Origin of the sequence: Yersinia alsatica, assembly GCF_025133195.1 — a bacterium.
Lineage (GTDB): Bacteria > Pseudomonadota > Gammaproteobacteria > Enterobacterales > Enterobacteriaceae > Yersinia > Yersinia alsatica.
The window spans coordinates 241,029-256,640 of sequence record NZ_CP104006.1 but is presented as its reverse complement, the minus strand read 5'-3'; the positions used below and the strand labels follow the sequence as shown (position 1 = coordinate 256,640).

Sequence of the window (15,612 nt, the reverse complement as noted above, 5' to 3'; positions counted from 1 at the left end):
AGGATTGCCGATGGACTACTTCCCGATTTTCTGCCAACTGCAACACAAAGCCTGCCTGCTGGTCGGTGGTGGTGAAGTTGCCGAACGTAAAGCCCGCCTGCTGCTGGATGCCGGCGCAGTCGTCACCGTCAATGCTTGCGAATTTACGCCACAGTTTCACGATTGGGCAGATGAGGGGCGGCTTTCATTGGTCTGCGGCGAGTTTGTCCCAGAACTGTTGGCAGAGAAGTGGCTGGTGATTGCGGCCACTGACCAAGTGGCAGTCAATGCATTAGTCTATCAAAGCGCCAACCAACAGCGGGTGTTTTGCAATGTGGTTGATGACCCCAAACGCACTAGTTTTATCATGCCGTCAATCATTGACCGCTCTCCTATCATGGTCGCTATCTCATCCGGCGGCAAAGCACCGGTATTGGCCCGGCTGCTGCGTGAAAAACTTGAAGCCATACTGCCACAACATTTGGGGCAACTGGCGCAACTGGCGGGCAATTTACGTCAGCGAGTGAAACAGCATTTTGCCGCCATGGTTGACCGCCGTCGTTTTTGGGAAAAACTGCTGACTCATGACCGTCTCGCGCAATCCCTGGCGAATGCGGACCAAGTACAAGTCGAGAAACACATCGAGCAATTGTTCAATGCCCCGCTAAGCTCGCGCGGAGAAGTGGTGTTAGTCGGGGCCGGGCCGGGTGATGCCGGGTTGCTGACCTTGAAAGGTTTGCAGCAGATTCAGCAAGCCGATGTGGTGGTGTATGACCGGCTGGTCTCCGATGAAGTGATGAATCTGGTGCGCCGTGATGCCGAGCGTATTTTTGTCGGTAAAGCCTCAGGCCGCCACACTGTACCTCAGGAGCAAATCAATCAAATCCTGTTGCAGCAAGCGCGGCAAGGGAAACGTGTGGTGCGTTTAAAAGGCGGCGATCCATTTATTTTTGGCCGTGGCGGCGAAGAGCTGGAGACACTGGCAGACGACAATATTCCATTTTCCGTAGTGCCGGGCATTACCGCGGCTTCTGGTTGCTCAGCCTACAGCGGTATTCCCCTCACGCACCGAGATCACGCACAAAGTGTACGGCTGATTACCGGTCATGCCAAAAAAGACAGTCAGTTGGATTGGGCTAATTTAGCCGCCGAAAAACAGACATTGGTGTTCTATATGGGGCTATCGCAAGCTGGCGAGATTCAACAGCAATTGATTCAGCACGGCATGCTAGCCACCACCCCGGTTGCTCTGGTTGAGAATGGCACTTCGCGGCATCAGCGGGTGGTCAGCGGCGAACTGAGCCAACTGGCCTTACTTTCCCAGCAGGTGAGCAGCCCAAGCCTGATTATTGTCGGCAGCGTAGTCAGTTTACGTGAAAAACTGAATTGGTTTTCCAGTGCTGAACATGGCAAAACAGAGTTAAAAGAAGCGGTTGAAAGTGTGGGGTAAGCTGAGTTAACGAAGAAGGGGGAGAGCTCCCCCTTCAAATAATTTATTCTATTACAACCGAAATCTACTTATGGATGAGCAACAAAACCAATAGCTTCGTACACTTTCGCCAAAGTATCTTGAGCTCGGGCACGCGCCTTCGCCGCCCCTTCACGCATCACTTCCTGCAAGAAAGCCTCATCTTCACGATAAGTATTGTAACGCGCCTGTAACTCGCTCAGCATGCCAGAAACGGCATCAGCAACCGCACCTTTCAAATGACCATACATTTGGCCTTCAAACTGTGCTTCCAGCTCAGGGATAGACTGACCTGTCACGCCAGACAGGATATCCAACAAGTTAGAAACGCCGGCTTTCTTCTCGGTGTCATAACGAATAACCGCAGGCTCGTCAGAGTCGGTCATTGCGCGCTTAATCTTTTTCACGACTGATTTAGGATCTTCCAGCAATTCGATGACGTTATTACGGTTGTCATCAGATTTTGACATCTTTTTGGTGGGATCCTGCAACGACATCACCCGCGCACCCGCTTTAGGAATAAACGGCTCAGGGATTTTAAAGATATCGCCATACAGATTATTAAAGCGGCCCGCGATATCACGGCTCAGTTCCAGATGCTGTTTCTGGTCTTCGCCCACTGGCACCTGATTGGTCTGATACAGCAAGATATCTGCCGCCATCAATACCGGATAATCGAATAGACCGGCGTTGATGTTTTCGGCATAGCGCGCTGACTTATCTTTAAACTGGGTCATGCGGCTCAGTTCGCCAAAATAGGTATAGCAGTTCAGCGCCCAGCTCAGTTGGGTGTGCTCTGGCACATGAGATTGCACAAAAATGGTACTTTTCTTCGGATCAATACCGCACGCCAGATAGAGCGCTAGAGTGTCCAGCGTTCTCTTTCTCAGCAGAGTAGGATCCTGACGAGCAGTGATGGCATGCAGGTCAACGATGCAATAGATGCAATCATAATCATCTTGCATCTGTACCCACTGACGCAGTGCACCCATGTAATTGCCAATGGTTAATTCGCCGGACGGCTGCGCGCCGCTAAATACGATAGGCTTTATTGATTTATCGGATATAGCTGATTCAGTGGGTTTACTCATTTTATACTTCCTGATCTTTTAAAGATGGCAGCCCGATGGCGGGCAACAAATCGGCAAAGTGCTCCAGCACACAGTCTGGATGACTGGTGGCAATAGCTTCGCCGTAGTTATATCCATAGGTTAACCCAATACTTGGGCAACCCGCCGCCTGCGCGGCCATAATGTCATTACGCGAATCACCAACAAACAGCATTTCACGGGCATGCAAGCCGAGTTTAGCCAGCAACAAATACAGTGGTGCCGGATGAGGTTTCTTCACAACCACATCATCGCCGCCAATGATGACGGAGAAATAATCGGCAATCCCCAGAGACACCAGCAATGGAGCCACAAATGGCGAGGGCTTATTGGTAATCAGCCCCATAGGCAGCCCTTGAGCAGCCAATTGCGCCAAGGTCGCTTTCACTTGTGGGAATAGCTGGCTCCCCTGCTCGACCGTCTTGGCATAATAATGGTCAAACAGCTCGCGTGTATGGGCAACCGCCTGTGTATCAGGCTCACGGCCCGCCCAACGCAAAGCGCGCTCAACTAAAACATCGGCACCATTGCCAATCCAGGTCGACACCAAGTCGGTACCGGCAGCCGGTAAACCTTGGTGCTGCAACGCCATATCAATCGCGCTGGCCAGCCCCGGAGCACTATCAACTAATGTGCCATCCAGATCGAAAGCCACACCGCGGATAGCATCAAATTTAGTCATTGGTAGACATCGCCAATTCACTGCGCATCGCATCAATGACCGCGGCATAATCTGGCTGATTGAAAATAGCCGAGCCCGCGACAAACATATCCGCACCCGCCGCAGCTATCTGGCGAATATTGTCTACTTTCACCCCGCCATCGACTTCCAAACGAATGTCATAACCGCTGTCATCGATGAGTTTGCGCACTTGGCGCAATTTGTTCAGTGTTTCGGGAATGAACGACTGCCCGCCAAAACCGGGATTTACTGACATCAACAAAATGACATCCAGCTTATCCATCACGTAGTCAAGATAGCTCAACGGAGTAGCCGGATTGAACACCAAGCCCGCCTTGCAGCCACTCTCTTTGATGAGCTGCAAAGTACGGTCAACATGTTCAGAAGCTTCAGGATGGAATGAAATATAGGTGGCACCTGCTTTAGCGAAATCCGGGACAATGCGGTCAACCGGCTTCACCATCAAGTGCACATCAATCGGCGCGGTAATACCATAATCACGCAGAGCCTTGCACACCATCGGCCCGATGGTCAGGTTAGGAACGTAATGATTGTCCATCACATCAAAATGTACTACATCAGCGCCGGCGGCCAGTACCTTCGCGGTGTCTTCACCCAGACGGGCAAAATCAGCTGACAGAATCGACGGGGCAATTAAAAACTTTTTCATCCGCTTCTCCAAACTTGTCTCTTTGCTTTATGAAATATCAGCCTTAACGCTAACCCTCTGATTGATAAACATCAACGTTAGGCTTCCTATTTCATAAATCGCTGGGTTTGAATCTTTACCAAGCGGCTGTTTCCGCTCAGCTATACAGCGCCAAAAGCTCATTCACTTTACTACGGCCAAGGATATTACGGCTGATAGTGCGGCGCGCTTTTACCACATGCAGTGACGCCTGATGATACCAATCGCGCGTCAATTCTGTGTCGTGATTAGAAATCAGAACCGGGATCTTGTTTTCTGCTGATAGCTGGTAAGCAAGACGAGCCAGATTCTGTTGATCCGCAAGACCAAAATTATTGGTGTGATATGCCGTAAAATTAGCCGTTGCGGATAATGGCGCATACGGAGGATCGCAATAAACTACCGCCCCATGCACAGCTTTTAATAAGGTTTCCTGATAGTGCTCACAAACAAAAACAGCATTTTGCGATTTTTCAGCAAACCAATATAACTCGGCTTCCGGGAAGTAAGGTTTTTTGTAACGACCAAAAGGCACATTGAATTCACCGCTCAAATTATAACGACACAGGCCGTTATAACAATGGCGATTCAAATAGAGAAACAATAATGCACGGCGATAGGCATTGGTGCTGGCGTTAAACTCTTGACGCAGTAGGTAAAACTGCTCGGAATTATTGAAATCGCCGGTGAATAAAACGCGAGCATCCCGCACGAAGTCATCGGTGCGGTCCTTCACGATATTGTAGAGGTTGATAAGATCGCTGTTGATATCGGCCAGTATGTAAGACTCATACTCGGTGTTAAGAAACACCGAACCCGCACCGACGAATGGCTCTATCAAGCAGTCTCCCGCTGGAAGATGGCGTCGTATGTCATCAACCAGCGGATATTTCCCACCAGCCCATTTTAAAAAAGCGCGGTTTTTCTTCATGCCGTCAGTTAGCTACTTAATAATTCAGAGCCGCAGATTGTACTCTGTTTCAGACAGCACATCAGCGCACAAATAAGAATGATTTATTTTTTAAGGTCTTGCTGTACTTGTTGTACAGGTTTAACCCACGGTTTTTTCGCCTGAACATCGGCTGGTAGTGTCGCAATAGCCCTTTTTGCATCAGCAGAAGAGGCATAGTTGCCACTCACCAAGATGTACCAAGGCTTGCCATCACGTTTAGTTTCATAGACATGATAGTCAGTTAATTTTTGCTGCTTGGCATAGGCATTCAACGTGTCTGAACGGGATGCGCTGCTCAGCTGTATCGTGAAATGGCTGCTCGGTGCATTTTTCAACGTGCTGCTGCTACCAGTAGTACCTGATTTAGCCACTGCCGATGCTGCAGGAGAAACTGCCGTAGTTGGCCCTTTGTGGCTCACTGCGGGTTGCTTAGCCGCCGCTGTAGCCTGTTTCTGCGCTGGATGGGTAATCGTTTCCCGCGCTGCTGGCACTTTAGCTCCTTTCGAGGTCGAAACAGTGGCTGGCGCTGTCGGTAAGGTTGATATCTGGCCGTCATTCATGTTCTGAGACAGAGTATCAACCTGTCCTTGTGTTTGAGAGAGTGCATCAGACATGTTGCCCGGCAATTCGACACGCTGAGTTGGGCTGTTGGCAGAAGCCTGCGGTGCGGCCTCGGTCGGCGTCGGAGATATTGGCGGAACACTGATATCTTGTGGCTGAGCGGTATTTTTCACCCCATTGGCATCATGACCGTCGCTGGCGTTGTTTGCCACACCGGGTTGCGTGTTATTGCCGCTGGTGAGCGAAGCTGAATCTGACAGATTAATATTTCTCGCCGCATCAACATTAGGATTCTGTTGAGATGCTTCATGCTCGGTCGGTGCTTTTAGGGCTGAACCGATAGCAATAATAATCAGCAGCAGCACCAAAATACCGATACCAATCATCATATGTTGGCGCGAAACAGCAAGCTTAGGCCCGGTCGAAGACTTACGGGCACGAGTAGGACGACGGTCACTGCTATCTGGTTTCAGATCGTCTTCCGGCTTTAAATCATCCATCTAAACCCTCCAACTAGAGGCAAAAGCCTACCGCATTTATCATTGCGATCCGGCTGATTGATTTTACTGACTGCAAACAGGCGATACCGCCCGCAGCAAAGGAATATGATATTCTTATGATACAACATCATAGAACTTATGAGCATAGAACTTATAAACAAAGATTTATAAACATGGATTTATAAACACAGATTTACGAGTATCGTACTTATGCCATTTCCTATCACTGGCAATCAGCGATCGACGCCAGCACCATATCATGTGCAATGCCGCTACGGATTTCAGACTTACCTATAGCGGTTGGCAGCACCAAACGAAGCTCACCTGCCAACACTTTTTTATCTCGCATCATGTGCGGCAGATAGGACTCTGGCGTCATTTCCTGTGGCCCGCAGACTGGCAGACCAGCACGTAAAAGTAGCTTTTTGATACGCTCAACATCACTGGCTGAGAACTGGCCCAACCGGTAAGAAGTCTGTGCCGCCATCATCATGCCAGCAGCAACGGCTTCGCCGTGTAGCCAGACGCCATAACCCATTTCAGCCTCTATGGCATGGCCATAAGTATGACCCAAATTGAGTAAAGCGCGCATCCCGCTCTCTTCACGTTCATCGGCGGCAACAACATCGGCTTTTAATTCGCAACAACGACGGATGCAGTAAGCCAAAGCTGACATATCCAGTGCGAGTAAGGCGTCGATATTGGCTTCTAACCAATCGAAGAAAGCTGCATCAAGAATAATGCCGTATTTGATAACTTCAGCCAGCCCGGAAGCAAGCTCACGTGGAGGGAGGGTTTTGAGACAATTAAGGTCAACCACCACCGCTGCTGGCTGGTAGAAAGCACCAATCATGTTCTTGCCCAATGGATGATTCACTGCGGTTTTACCACCGACAGAAGAATCCACTTGAGAAAGTAAAGTGGTAGGAACTTGAATAAAGCGAACGCCGCGCTGATAACAAGCAGCAGCAAAACCGGTCAGGTCGCCTACTACACCGCCACCTAAGGCGACAAGCGTAGTATCACGACCGTGCGGTTTTTCCAGAAGGGCAGAAAATACCTGCTCCAGAACGCTGAGAGATTTATACTGTTCACCATCAGGTAAAATCACCTGATCGACTTTAATGCCGCTTTGTTCCAACACTGCCCGGAGCGAATCCAGATAGAGAGGAGCCAGCGTTTGGTTAGTCACCAGCATTACCTGGTCACCCGCCTTTAGCGGCTTAAAAGAGGCCGGATCATTAAACAATCCAGCAGCGATCGTAATCGGGTAGCTACGCTCCCCTAACGTGACAGTAATCTTCTCCATGTCGCGCCCAGTAACCTTCTTAACTTACGCCCGCGGGCATTAGTAAAATGCTAAAATCAGTTACTTTCCAGCATGTTGATAATCTGGTTAGCAACAACTTTCGCGCTTTGATCGTCAGTGCGGATGGTGACATCTGCAATTTCTTCGTACAACGGATTACGTTCTCTTGCCAGTGCTTCTAACACTTCACGCGGAGGCGAATCAACCTGCAACAACGGACGCTTTTTGTCACGTTGTGTACGGGCTAACTGCTTCTCGATAGTGGTTTCTAAATACACCACCACGCCACGGGCTGACAAACGGTTACGGGTTTCTCTAGATTTAACAGAGCCACCACCGGTTGCCAGAACAATGCCTTGTTTTTCCGTCAGTTCATTAATAACTTTTTCTTCACGATCGCGGAAACCTTCTTCGCCTTCCACGTCGAATACCCAGCCCACGTCAGCTCCGGTACGTCGCTCAATTTCTTGATCAGAGTCGAAAAACTCCATATTGAGTTGCTGAGCTAACTGACGACCAATAGTGCTTTTGCCGGCACCCATAGGCCCAACCAGAAAGATATTGCGTTTCTCTGCCATGTTTTTGGTATTACTAAGACTATTCGTTAATGATAACCCGCCCCGCCAATCAAATTAGCGACGGGACCTAAACTGAAACCTCATGAGCGATAGTGCGAGATCAGACGGAAAATTATCTCAGCACTTCTGGTAGTTTGGCAACCGAATAAATCGTTGTACACGTCGTGGGAGGGAAACCATACGTTTTTATCGGCGTATCAACGTTATTAAAAACCTCGGAGCTCAATTCGGTAACCCTTGTAAGCTAAATCTGACGCAGCGTCAAATTTAGAAGCCTCCTATCACACAAAAAGTTGCAGAAAGTCACCAAGATTGACCTGTTTTCATCAAACAGCATCTCATGAGGCTCAAGCGCTGATTAACCTTGGCGTAATGAAAATTACTAACTCCCGCCGATTTTGCTGTTGAGTATCTTGTTTGAACAGCCCTCCCAGCCAAGGAATATCGGCCAGTATTGGCACTTTATTAACCCCCTGACTGTTTTTCTGCTGGAAAATCCCCCCTAAGACGATAGTTTCACCATCATTTACGGTTATTTGGGTTTTTATTTCCTGCTTATCTATTAGTAATGTTTCACTATCACCACGTTTCATTGCCATCCCGGGCATATTTTGGCTGATTTTCAAGTTTAAAGTAATTTTGCCATTACGCAGTATTTTCGGTGTGACCTCCATCCCTAACACCGCTTCTTTAAATTCGATAGTCGTGGCCCCTTTTTTACCTCCAGAGACAGTATAAGGGATATCAGAGCCCTGCTTGATACTGGCTGTTTGCTGGTGTGAAGTGACCAGCCGTGGACTAGCAATAATATCGACCTGGTTTTCTTGTTCCAGCGCGCTTAACTCCAGTTCTAACAGCCGTCCGCCAATACGGGCAACATTGAATCCTGCACTAACTGCGCTATTTGGCAGTGGCAAATTGACATTAAAATCGCTCATTTTGAGTGAAGTATTTGGCTTCCCTTCCCCCATTCCCCAGCGCACGCCAAGTTCGTGTAGGTTTTCCCGACTGATTGTTACTATATGGGCAGCTAACTGCACTTGCTGTAGAGGCAAATCCATCTCTGCCAGCCAGCTTTTCAATAATGCTAATGAGGCAGGAGTGTCGCGAATTAATAATGTATTTGTACGTTTATCTACCACCACGCTCCCCAGCGGGGATAGCAGCCCTCCCTCGGCAAGATTCAAGCTGTCTGCCACCTCCTCGGCATCCGCATATTGCAAAGCAAGTGTCAGATTACTCAGAGATTCTGGTGCTGCTTTCTGTTTTGCTTGTTGCTGCCTTTGCTCAATATCCTCTTCAGTAAAAACCATCATCACCGCCCCATCGCGCTCAACGGTCAGGCGGCTCATGCGCAAAACGGTGGCCAGCGCTTGCTCCCAAGGGATGTCGACTAATCTCAAACTAAGATTGCCACCGACCTCTGCTGCAATGACTAAATTCAATTGCTGATAATCAGCCAGCGCTTGCAGCACCATAGAAACCGGGGCGTCCTGAAACTCCAATGTGACGGGAGCTCCGCCTTTTGCGCTATGTGAGACGCTACTGATCAGTAATAGGCAAAAGAGCAATAAAATAGGCAGTTGTGAGTACCCAACATTAAGAACAGCAGCCAGCCAGCCCTTAGGGTTGATTGTATGAATATCCATCAGACCAATTCCTTTTAATTCTGATTATTAGAGAAACAGTTAACTCACCGCATTGATAACACCACGGCGTCAGCTAAGCCTGAGCAAGGCTTATCTGGATTGACATACTGTAGGCTCACCTGCCGCGGACCTATGTGAGTAACCCGCCAATGCAGTAGTAACATGGTCTCTACCCTCAACATTTGCCAACTGCCATCTGGCGGTTGCACCCAAGCAGAAGAGTAATTGATGCCGCGAACCGTGCCCTGTAATTGCCAATTAACCAGCTCTTTGCGACCATCATCACAAGACTCCGCAGTAACTTGCTGAAAGGGGTTGCGCCCATTTTCAACCAATGATGGCTCCGCCCACACAATTGAAGCTTGTGTGACCACCACCAGCAATGGCCCCGTGAGCCATCCTCCTTTGCAGTTACTCATTTTCACTCCCTGCGAGATACTCCTTTAGATTGAGTTTCACTGTGAGTACATGGCGATCACGCATAATTGCAATTTGTTGAACCTGAACCGGAGATGAGATTAACGATAACTGGCGCAATAGATGGAGCAGCCCATAAAAATTAACGCGCAAGGTGGCGTGCCACTGCTGATATCCAACAGAATCCACTACCGCTTCGCTTCCTTGCTCAGCTTGCCGCTGCCAGCCAATAACCAACCCGCCATATGGTGCAATCCATTTACCTACTAAATGGGCTATGGAGTGTTGCTGCGGTGATGCTTGTGCGGTGCTTAATGCTGTTATTTGCTGGCGTAAGAGGAACAGGGATGGCAACCGCGCCAATACTGATTGCTGTTGTTCAACCTGTTGTTGATGCTGAGTAATTTCACCGGCGGTAAGCTGCTGTTGTTGCCATTCAGGCCGCAAAATCACGCTATAAACCACCACACCGAGCAACGACAGTAACCCCCATTGGCATAAGCAAAGCTGCCAACCCGGTCTATCTATCCAGCGCTGGAGTTGCTTATTCATCATTATTATTGTCCCCACCCTGCCAGTCAGCTTGTGCCACAAAGCGGAAATTACCGTCATCCTGCTGAGTAATCCGGTGTAAATGCACATTTGCCAACAGCGGCAAGCGAGCTAACTTCACCAAAAAGGTATTAATGGCGGCATAGTCTTGGCTGATCGCCTCAAAAACCAGCTTATCGCCTTGTGGTATGACACTGACTAACCAGCAGCTATCCGGTATTTGCTGTGATAACTGCTGCAATAGTGTTGAATATCGTTGCGCGGGCTGATGCACTTGTTGGTAAAGCTGTAAGCGCCGCTCTGCGTGCTGTAACCGGGCCATAGTTTGCTGCACCTCTTTATGGTGCTGATTTAATGCGGCTTGCTGCTGCAAAAGCCCAGCCAGATTGCCCTGCTGACTAATTTTTACTGTATGGGATTGCATTAATAACCCTCCCACCATAAGGGCCAGGAGAGCACATTGGCACAACCCCGTATTACGCCAAAATCGATAACGCCTTAACTGGTGCCCGGCACGCCATAATGAAAAATTCACCTGATACATCAGTAGTCTGCCGGGCGTAATGCCAGCCCCCCAGCCAGAGTAAATGCCGCGGGTAAGGGAGGTAGCGGAGGTTGATACTGGGTAAATGCAGTAAAGGGCGACCAGCCGATGGTATTTTCAGGTGGCGGTTCATCTATCGTGCTGCTGTAATAAATAGTCGCAAGCGCGCTGCTTTGTTGGGCATAACGAGCATGAAGTTGTGCCAATAAGGCAGTTAATGGATCACTGTCCTTAGACTGACCCCCTCCTACTCCATATTCATCCGAATCAATAGCCACCACACCAAAGTCAAACGGCATATCACTGGATGTAACCCACAACCACTCATTTGCCAAGCGATAAACTAAGCAATATTGCCCTGATAAACCTGCGGCTGTAGCCATATAGCGCAAGGCACAAGGTGTGATATCAATGATGTGTGATGGTAAATTGGCGCGATGTAAACATGTTTGCCATTGCTGGATTTCTGATCGCCGAGCGGCTGTGATTAATAAGTCACCATTAGGTGTGGCTCCGGCCCGATAGTCCAGTGCCAGTTCCTGACTATTCACTGGAAATAATCGACTTGCCGCCGCATTAATATACCCCTCTCGCTCAGGTTCACGCAGCCGTCGGTCCGGGGCAGGAAGTGATTGTTGCAATATGCGCTGTGCGGGCAATGCAATACGTAATGAAATATGTCGCGGTAATTGTTTACGTAATAATTTGAGTTTGTCGCTAACCACGTCTGGCTGTTGTAAAATACCTTCACGCAAAACGCCAGAAGGTAAGTTTTGCGACCACCAATAGCGCAGTTGCCAGCCATAGCGGCGTCTGACAACAGCCAGTGCGCGTATAGCCTCCATTTGAATATCTAGCCCAACCTGCCAATATTGTGAGTACACCTTTGTCGACCTCCGTGTCGAGAGAGAATAAAAGAACGTATCCATGTTCCGGGCTTGCCTTTATACTACGGCGCGGTTGTTTATAAACTGCCCAATTGACATTGAATGGGAAATCTCAGGTGAAGTTCGTAAAGTATCTTTTAATCCTTGCGGTGTGTTGCATTTTACTGGGAGCAGCCTCGATATTTGGTCTGTACAAATATATTGAGCCTCAGCTACCCGATGTTGCCACGCTGAAAGATGTCCGGCTGCAAACACCTATGTTGGTGTATAGCGCCGAAGGCGAATTGATCGCCCAATACGGTGAAAAACGCCGTATCCCGTTGACATTGAAACAAATCCCACCAGAAATGGTGCATGCATTTATTGCTACAGAAGATAGCCGATTCTATGAGCATCACGGTGTGGACCCTGTGGGTATCCTACGTGCGGCCTCTATTGCCATGGTTTCTGGTCGTGCCTCTCAAGGGGCCAGTACCATTACCCAGCAATTGGCTCGAAACTTTTTCTTAAGCCCGGAGCGGACCTTGATGCGTAAAATCAAGGAAGCTTTCCTGGCTATTCGCATTGAACAATTACTCACTAAAGATGAGATTCTTGAGCTGTATCTGAACAAGATTTATCTGGGTTATCGCGCCTATGGTGTTGGTGCTGCGGCACAGGTTTATTTCGGTAAAGATGTTAACGAATTGACGCTCAGCCAGATGGCGATGATTGCCGGGTTGCCAAAAGCACCGTCGACATTCAATCCGCTCTATTCACACGACCGGGCGGTTGCGCGTCGTAATGTCGTGCTGTCGCGCATGCTGGATGAAAAATATATCACTCGGGCCCAATATGATCAGGCCCGCAGTGAAGAACTGGTCGCCAACTACCATGCCCCGCAAATTGCCTTCTCCGCGCCGTATCTGTCTGAAATGGTGCGTCAGGAGATGATTAAGCGTTACGGTGAAAATGCCTATACCGACGGTTATCAGGTCTATACCACTATTACCAGAAAACTCCAGTTAGCGGCCGTTGATTCCTTACGCGCCAATGTGCTGGCTTATGACATGCGCCACGGCTATCGCGGCCCATCTAATGTGTTATGGAAAGTGGGTGAGAATGCCTGGAGCAATGAGCAAATTATTGATTCGCTTAAAACCTTACCGGTCTATGGCCCGCTGTTACCTGCGGTAGTCACCGCAGCGACTCCCGACCAAGCCACGGCTATCTTGGCGGATGGCAGTAGCGTAGCGCTACCAATGGCCGGGATGCGTTGGGCGCGTCCATTTAAATCGGATAATGCTCAAGGGCCGACACCGAAGAAAGTCACGGATGTGGTTCAGCCGGGTCAGCAGATTTGGGTGCGAAAAGTGGATGACAGTTGGTGGTTGGCGCAAGTGCCAGACGTCAACTCGGCCTTGGTTTCTATCGATCCAAACAATGGTGCAATTAAAGCGCTGGTTGGCGGTTTTGACTTTAACCAAAGTAAATTTAACCGTGCAACACAAGCATTGCGTCAGGTCGGTTCGAATATCAAACCATTCCTGTATACCGCGGCGATGGATAAAGGCCTGACGTTGGCAACTATCCTCAACGACCTACCAATCACTCGTTGGGATGCGGGTGCGGGCACAGACTGGCGGCCAAAGAACTCACCACCAACTTATGACGGCCCGATTCGTTTACGCCAAGGTTTAGGTCAATCGAAGAACGTGGTTATGGTGCGAGCCATGCGTGCTATGGGTGTGGATTACGCCGCTGAGTACCTGCAACGCTTTGGTTTCCCGGCACAAAATATTGTGCATTCGGAATCACTGGCATTGGGTTCTGCTTCATTCACCCCATTGCAGCTGGTTCGTGGTTATGCGGTACTGGCAAACGGCGGCTATTTGGTTGACCCGTATTTCATTACCAAAATCACAGATGATGTCGGCAATGTGCTGTTTGAAGAGAAGCCGAAGATTGTCTGTGAAGAGTGTAACTTGCCGGTCATTTACGGTGATACCCAGCGTTCTGTCGTGTTGTCCGACGATAATACGGAGAACGTTGCAACTTCGCAGACCAATAATGCCAGTAACGTCCCAATGCCAGAGCTGGAACAAGTCACGCCAGCGCAAGCGAAGATGAATAGTGATGGGCAATATGCACCACACGTGATCAGCACCCCGCTGGCATTCCTGATACGCGATGCATTGAACTCTAACATCTTCGGGGAACCGGGTTGGATGGGAACAGGCTGGCGCGCAGGGCGCGATTTGAAACGCAAAGATATCGGCGGTAAAACCGGTACCACCAACAATTCGAAAGATGCCTGGTTCTCTGGCTATGGCCCGGATACCGTGACGTCCGTCTGGATTGGCTTTGATGATCATCGCCGTGACTTAGGGCGCAGCACCGCATCAGGGGCAATATCAGATCAGATTTCTGGTGCTGAGGGGGGTGCGAAGACTGCCCAGCCAGCATGGGATGACTTTATGAAAGTGGCTCTGGAAGGGTTGCCGGAAAAACAAGTTCCGCCACCACCAGGGATTGTCAGTGTCGTGATTGATAAACAGACCGGCAAACTCTCCACTGGGGGGCCTGGCAGTCGTTCTGAATACTTTATCGAGGGGACACAGCCCACCGAGTATTCGGTCCATGAGGCCGGAACCACCCTCATGGATAACGGCCAGACGCACGAACTGTTCTGATAATAATGTTGAGTGGCTGCTAATGGCTTAATCGTCACTAGCAGCAAAATAAAAAGCCGGGAGATAATAAAATTCTCCCGGCTTTTTTATATGGGCCAGCTCAATATCAAGTGATGCCTGTTTCATTAAAAAATGCCTGTGCCAGAAACAGCGCACTGACATTACGAGCCTCACTAAAACCGGGCTCATCAAGCAAGGCCATCATATTCGCAATAGGCCAGCGCACTTGTGGCAACGGCTCGGGTTCATCACCCTCCAGGCTTTGTGGATAGAGGTTCTGCGCGATAACAATATTCATCTTGCTGGAAAAATAGGACGGTGCCATTGTCAACTTCCTGAGATAATCAAAACGCTCAGCACCAAAGCCAACTTCTTCCATCAATTCACGATTTGCCGCTTCTAACACACCTTCACCGGGGTCAATCAGCCCTTTAGGGAAGCCCAGCTCATACTCTTCGATGCCAACGGCATATTCACGGATGAGCAATAAGTCATTGCCGATTATCGGCACAATCATGACGGCTTCGCGATTCGATGGCCGCATGCGCTCATAAACTCGCCGCACGCCATTGCTGAACTCCAGATCCACCGCTTCGACAGTAAATAAACGGGAGTGGGCAACCGTATCTATTTTAAGTATTTTAGGTTTTTGCAGGTGTTTCATGATAGCCCCAAATTAAAAACTCACCGCCTACCGGACGCACATCAGGATAATCAGGCTCATATTATGGTCACTTAATAAGCCATTTTTTACCTGTGTGTATTAACCCGAAACTTTATACTGGAATTTATTAGAACTTGATCACATTGTGCGTTAATGAGAACCTTTATCGCAATGTCAGTTAGATATAATTTACCTGTTTTTAACATGGCGGCGAGTTTAGTCAAGATTCAACCGGTTAATTTTCACTCCATCCCAGCTCAATGCACGTTAAAAGTTGTGTTTGAAAATAGGATTATGCTGATATTACCGATGTTTTAGCCTTGCTATCCTTATCGGTCTACGGGCAGTTTAAGAGCACTTGTATTAGGTTATGTGATGAATAATAGCGGCGACAGGCTAAT

At 49.0% G+C, this 15,612-nt stretch carries 15 protein-coding genes; 2 read left to right on the top strand and 13 right to left on the bottom strand.

From position 1 onward, the window contains the following. Positions 1-10 precede the first annotated feature (10 nt). The gene (gene cysG, locus N0H69_RS01020) at positions 11-1,429 is read left to right on the top strand and encodes a siroheme synthase CysG (RefSeq protein ID WP_050123738.1); all 1,419 of its coding nucleotides are present in this window, start codon (positions 11-13) and stop codon (positions 1,427-1,429) included. 68 nt (positions 1,430-1,497) lie between these two features. Here cysG and trpS read toward each other — a convergent pair whose 3' ends face one another. The 12 genes from trpS to pilM all read right to left on the bottom strand — a co-directional run bounded on the left by trpS (position 1,498) and on the right by pilM (position 11,872). Continuing rightward, the gene (gene trpS / locus N0H69_RS01015) at positions 1,498-2,538 is read right to left on the bottom strand and encodes a tryptophan--tRNA ligase (protein WP_050109982.1); all 1,041 of its coding nucleotides are present in this window, start codon (positions 2,536-2,538) and stop codon (positions 1,498-1,500) included. Position 2,539: 1 nt separating this feature from the next. Then, complete coding sequence (locus tag N0H69_RS01010; RefSeq protein WP_050109981.1) at positions 2,540-3,238, bottom strand: phosphoglycolate phosphatase; 699 nt, start codon at positions 3,236-3,238, stop codon at positions 2,540-2,542. Beyond that, on the bottom strand, positions 3,231-3,908 hold the full coding sequence (rpe, locus tag N0H69_RS01005; RefSeq protein WP_050147173.1) for a ribulose-phosphate 3-epimerase: 678 nt from the start codon (positions 3,906-3,908) through the stop codon (positions 3,231-3,233). The genes N0H69_RS01010 and rpe overlap by 8 nt, the downstream gene beginning before the upstream one ends. A 136-nt stretch (positions 3,909-4,044) precedes the next feature. Then, positions 4,045-4,857 (bottom strand): adenine-specific DNA-methyltransferase, encoded by an 813-nt coding sequence (dam, locus tag N0H69_RS01000; RefSeq protein ID WP_050109979.1) that lies wholly within the window; start codon positions 4,855-4,857, stop codon positions 4,045-4,047. An 83-nt stretch (positions 4,858-4,940) separates the two neighbouring features. Next, entirely contained in the window at positions 4,941-5,939 is a 999-nt protein-coding gene (locus tag N0H69_RS00995) for an SPOR domain-containing protein (RefSeq protein WP_050123735.1), read from the bottom strand. A 223-nt stretch (positions 5,940-6,162) separates the two neighbouring features. Further along, positions 6,163-7,248 carry a 3-dehydroquinate synthase gene (gene aroB, locus N0H69_RS00990; protein ID WP_050109977.1) on the bottom strand — a complete coding sequence of 362 codons (1,086 nt, stop codon included), beginning with the start codon at positions 7,246-7,248 and terminating at the stop codon, positions 6,163-6,165. Positions 7,249-7,304: 56 nt separating this feature from the next. Continuing rightward, positions 7,305-7,826, bottom strand: coding sequence for a shikimate kinase AroK (aroK, locus tag N0H69_RS00985; protein ID WP_005271698.1), 522 nt, complete (start codon positions 7,824-7,826; stop codon positions 7,305-7,307). A gap of 347 nt (positions 7,827-8,173) precedes the next feature. Further along, positions 8,174-9,475, bottom strand: a complete 1,302-nt coding sequence (hofQ, locus tag N0H69_RS00980; protein ID WP_216594552.1) for a DNA uptake porin HofQ — start codon at positions 9,473-9,475, stop codon at positions 8,174-8,176. Between the two features lie 44 nt (positions 9,476-9,519). After that, the gene (locus N0H69_RS00975) at positions 9,520-9,894 is read right to left on the bottom strand and encodes a hypothetical protein (protein ID WP_050152346.1); all 375 of its coding nucleotides are present in this window, start codon (positions 9,892-9,894) and stop codon (positions 9,520-9,522) included. Then, positions 9,887-10,444, bottom strand: coding sequence for a hypothetical protein (locus N0H69_RS00970; RefSeq protein ID WP_050152354.1), 558 nt, complete (start codon positions 10,442-10,444; stop codon positions 9,887-9,889). The genes N0H69_RS00975 and N0H69_RS00970 overlap by 8 nt, the downstream gene beginning before the upstream one ends. After that, positions 10,437-10,868, bottom strand: coding sequence for a PilN domain-containing protein (locus tag N0H69_RS00965; protein ID WP_253272120.1), 432 nt, complete (start codon positions 10,866-10,868; stop codon positions 10,437-10,439). The genes N0H69_RS00970 and N0H69_RS00965 overlap by 8 nt, the downstream gene beginning before the upstream one ends. A gap of 119 nt (positions 10,869-10,987) precedes the next feature. After that, entirely contained in the window at positions 10,988-11,872 is an 885-nt protein-coding gene (pilM, locus tag N0H69_RS00960) for a type IV pilus biogenesis protein PilM (RefSeq protein WP_050136129.1), read from the bottom strand. A 119-nt stretch (positions 11,873-11,991) separates the two neighbouring features. On the opposite strand from pilM, the gene mrcA reads away from it, so the two are divergent. Continuing rightward, the gene (gene mrcA, locus N0H69_RS00955; RefSeq protein WP_050152348.1) at positions 11,992-14,547 is read left to right on the top strand and encodes a peptidoglycan glycosyltransferase/peptidoglycan DD-transpeptidase MrcA; all 2,556 of its coding nucleotides are present in this window, start codon (positions 11,992-11,994) and stop codon (positions 14,545-14,547) included. A 106-nt stretch (positions 14,548-14,653) separates the two neighbouring features. On the opposite strand, the gene nudE is transcribed toward mrcA, so the two are convergent. Further along, positions 14,654-15,211: an ADP compounds hydrolase NudE gene (gene nudE, locus N0H69_RS00950; RefSeq protein ID WP_050123726.1), complete on the bottom strand. Its 558-nt coding sequence runs from the start codon at positions 15,209-15,211 to the stop codon at positions 14,654-14,656. Between the last annotated feature and the right edge of the window lie 401 nt (positions 15,212-15,612).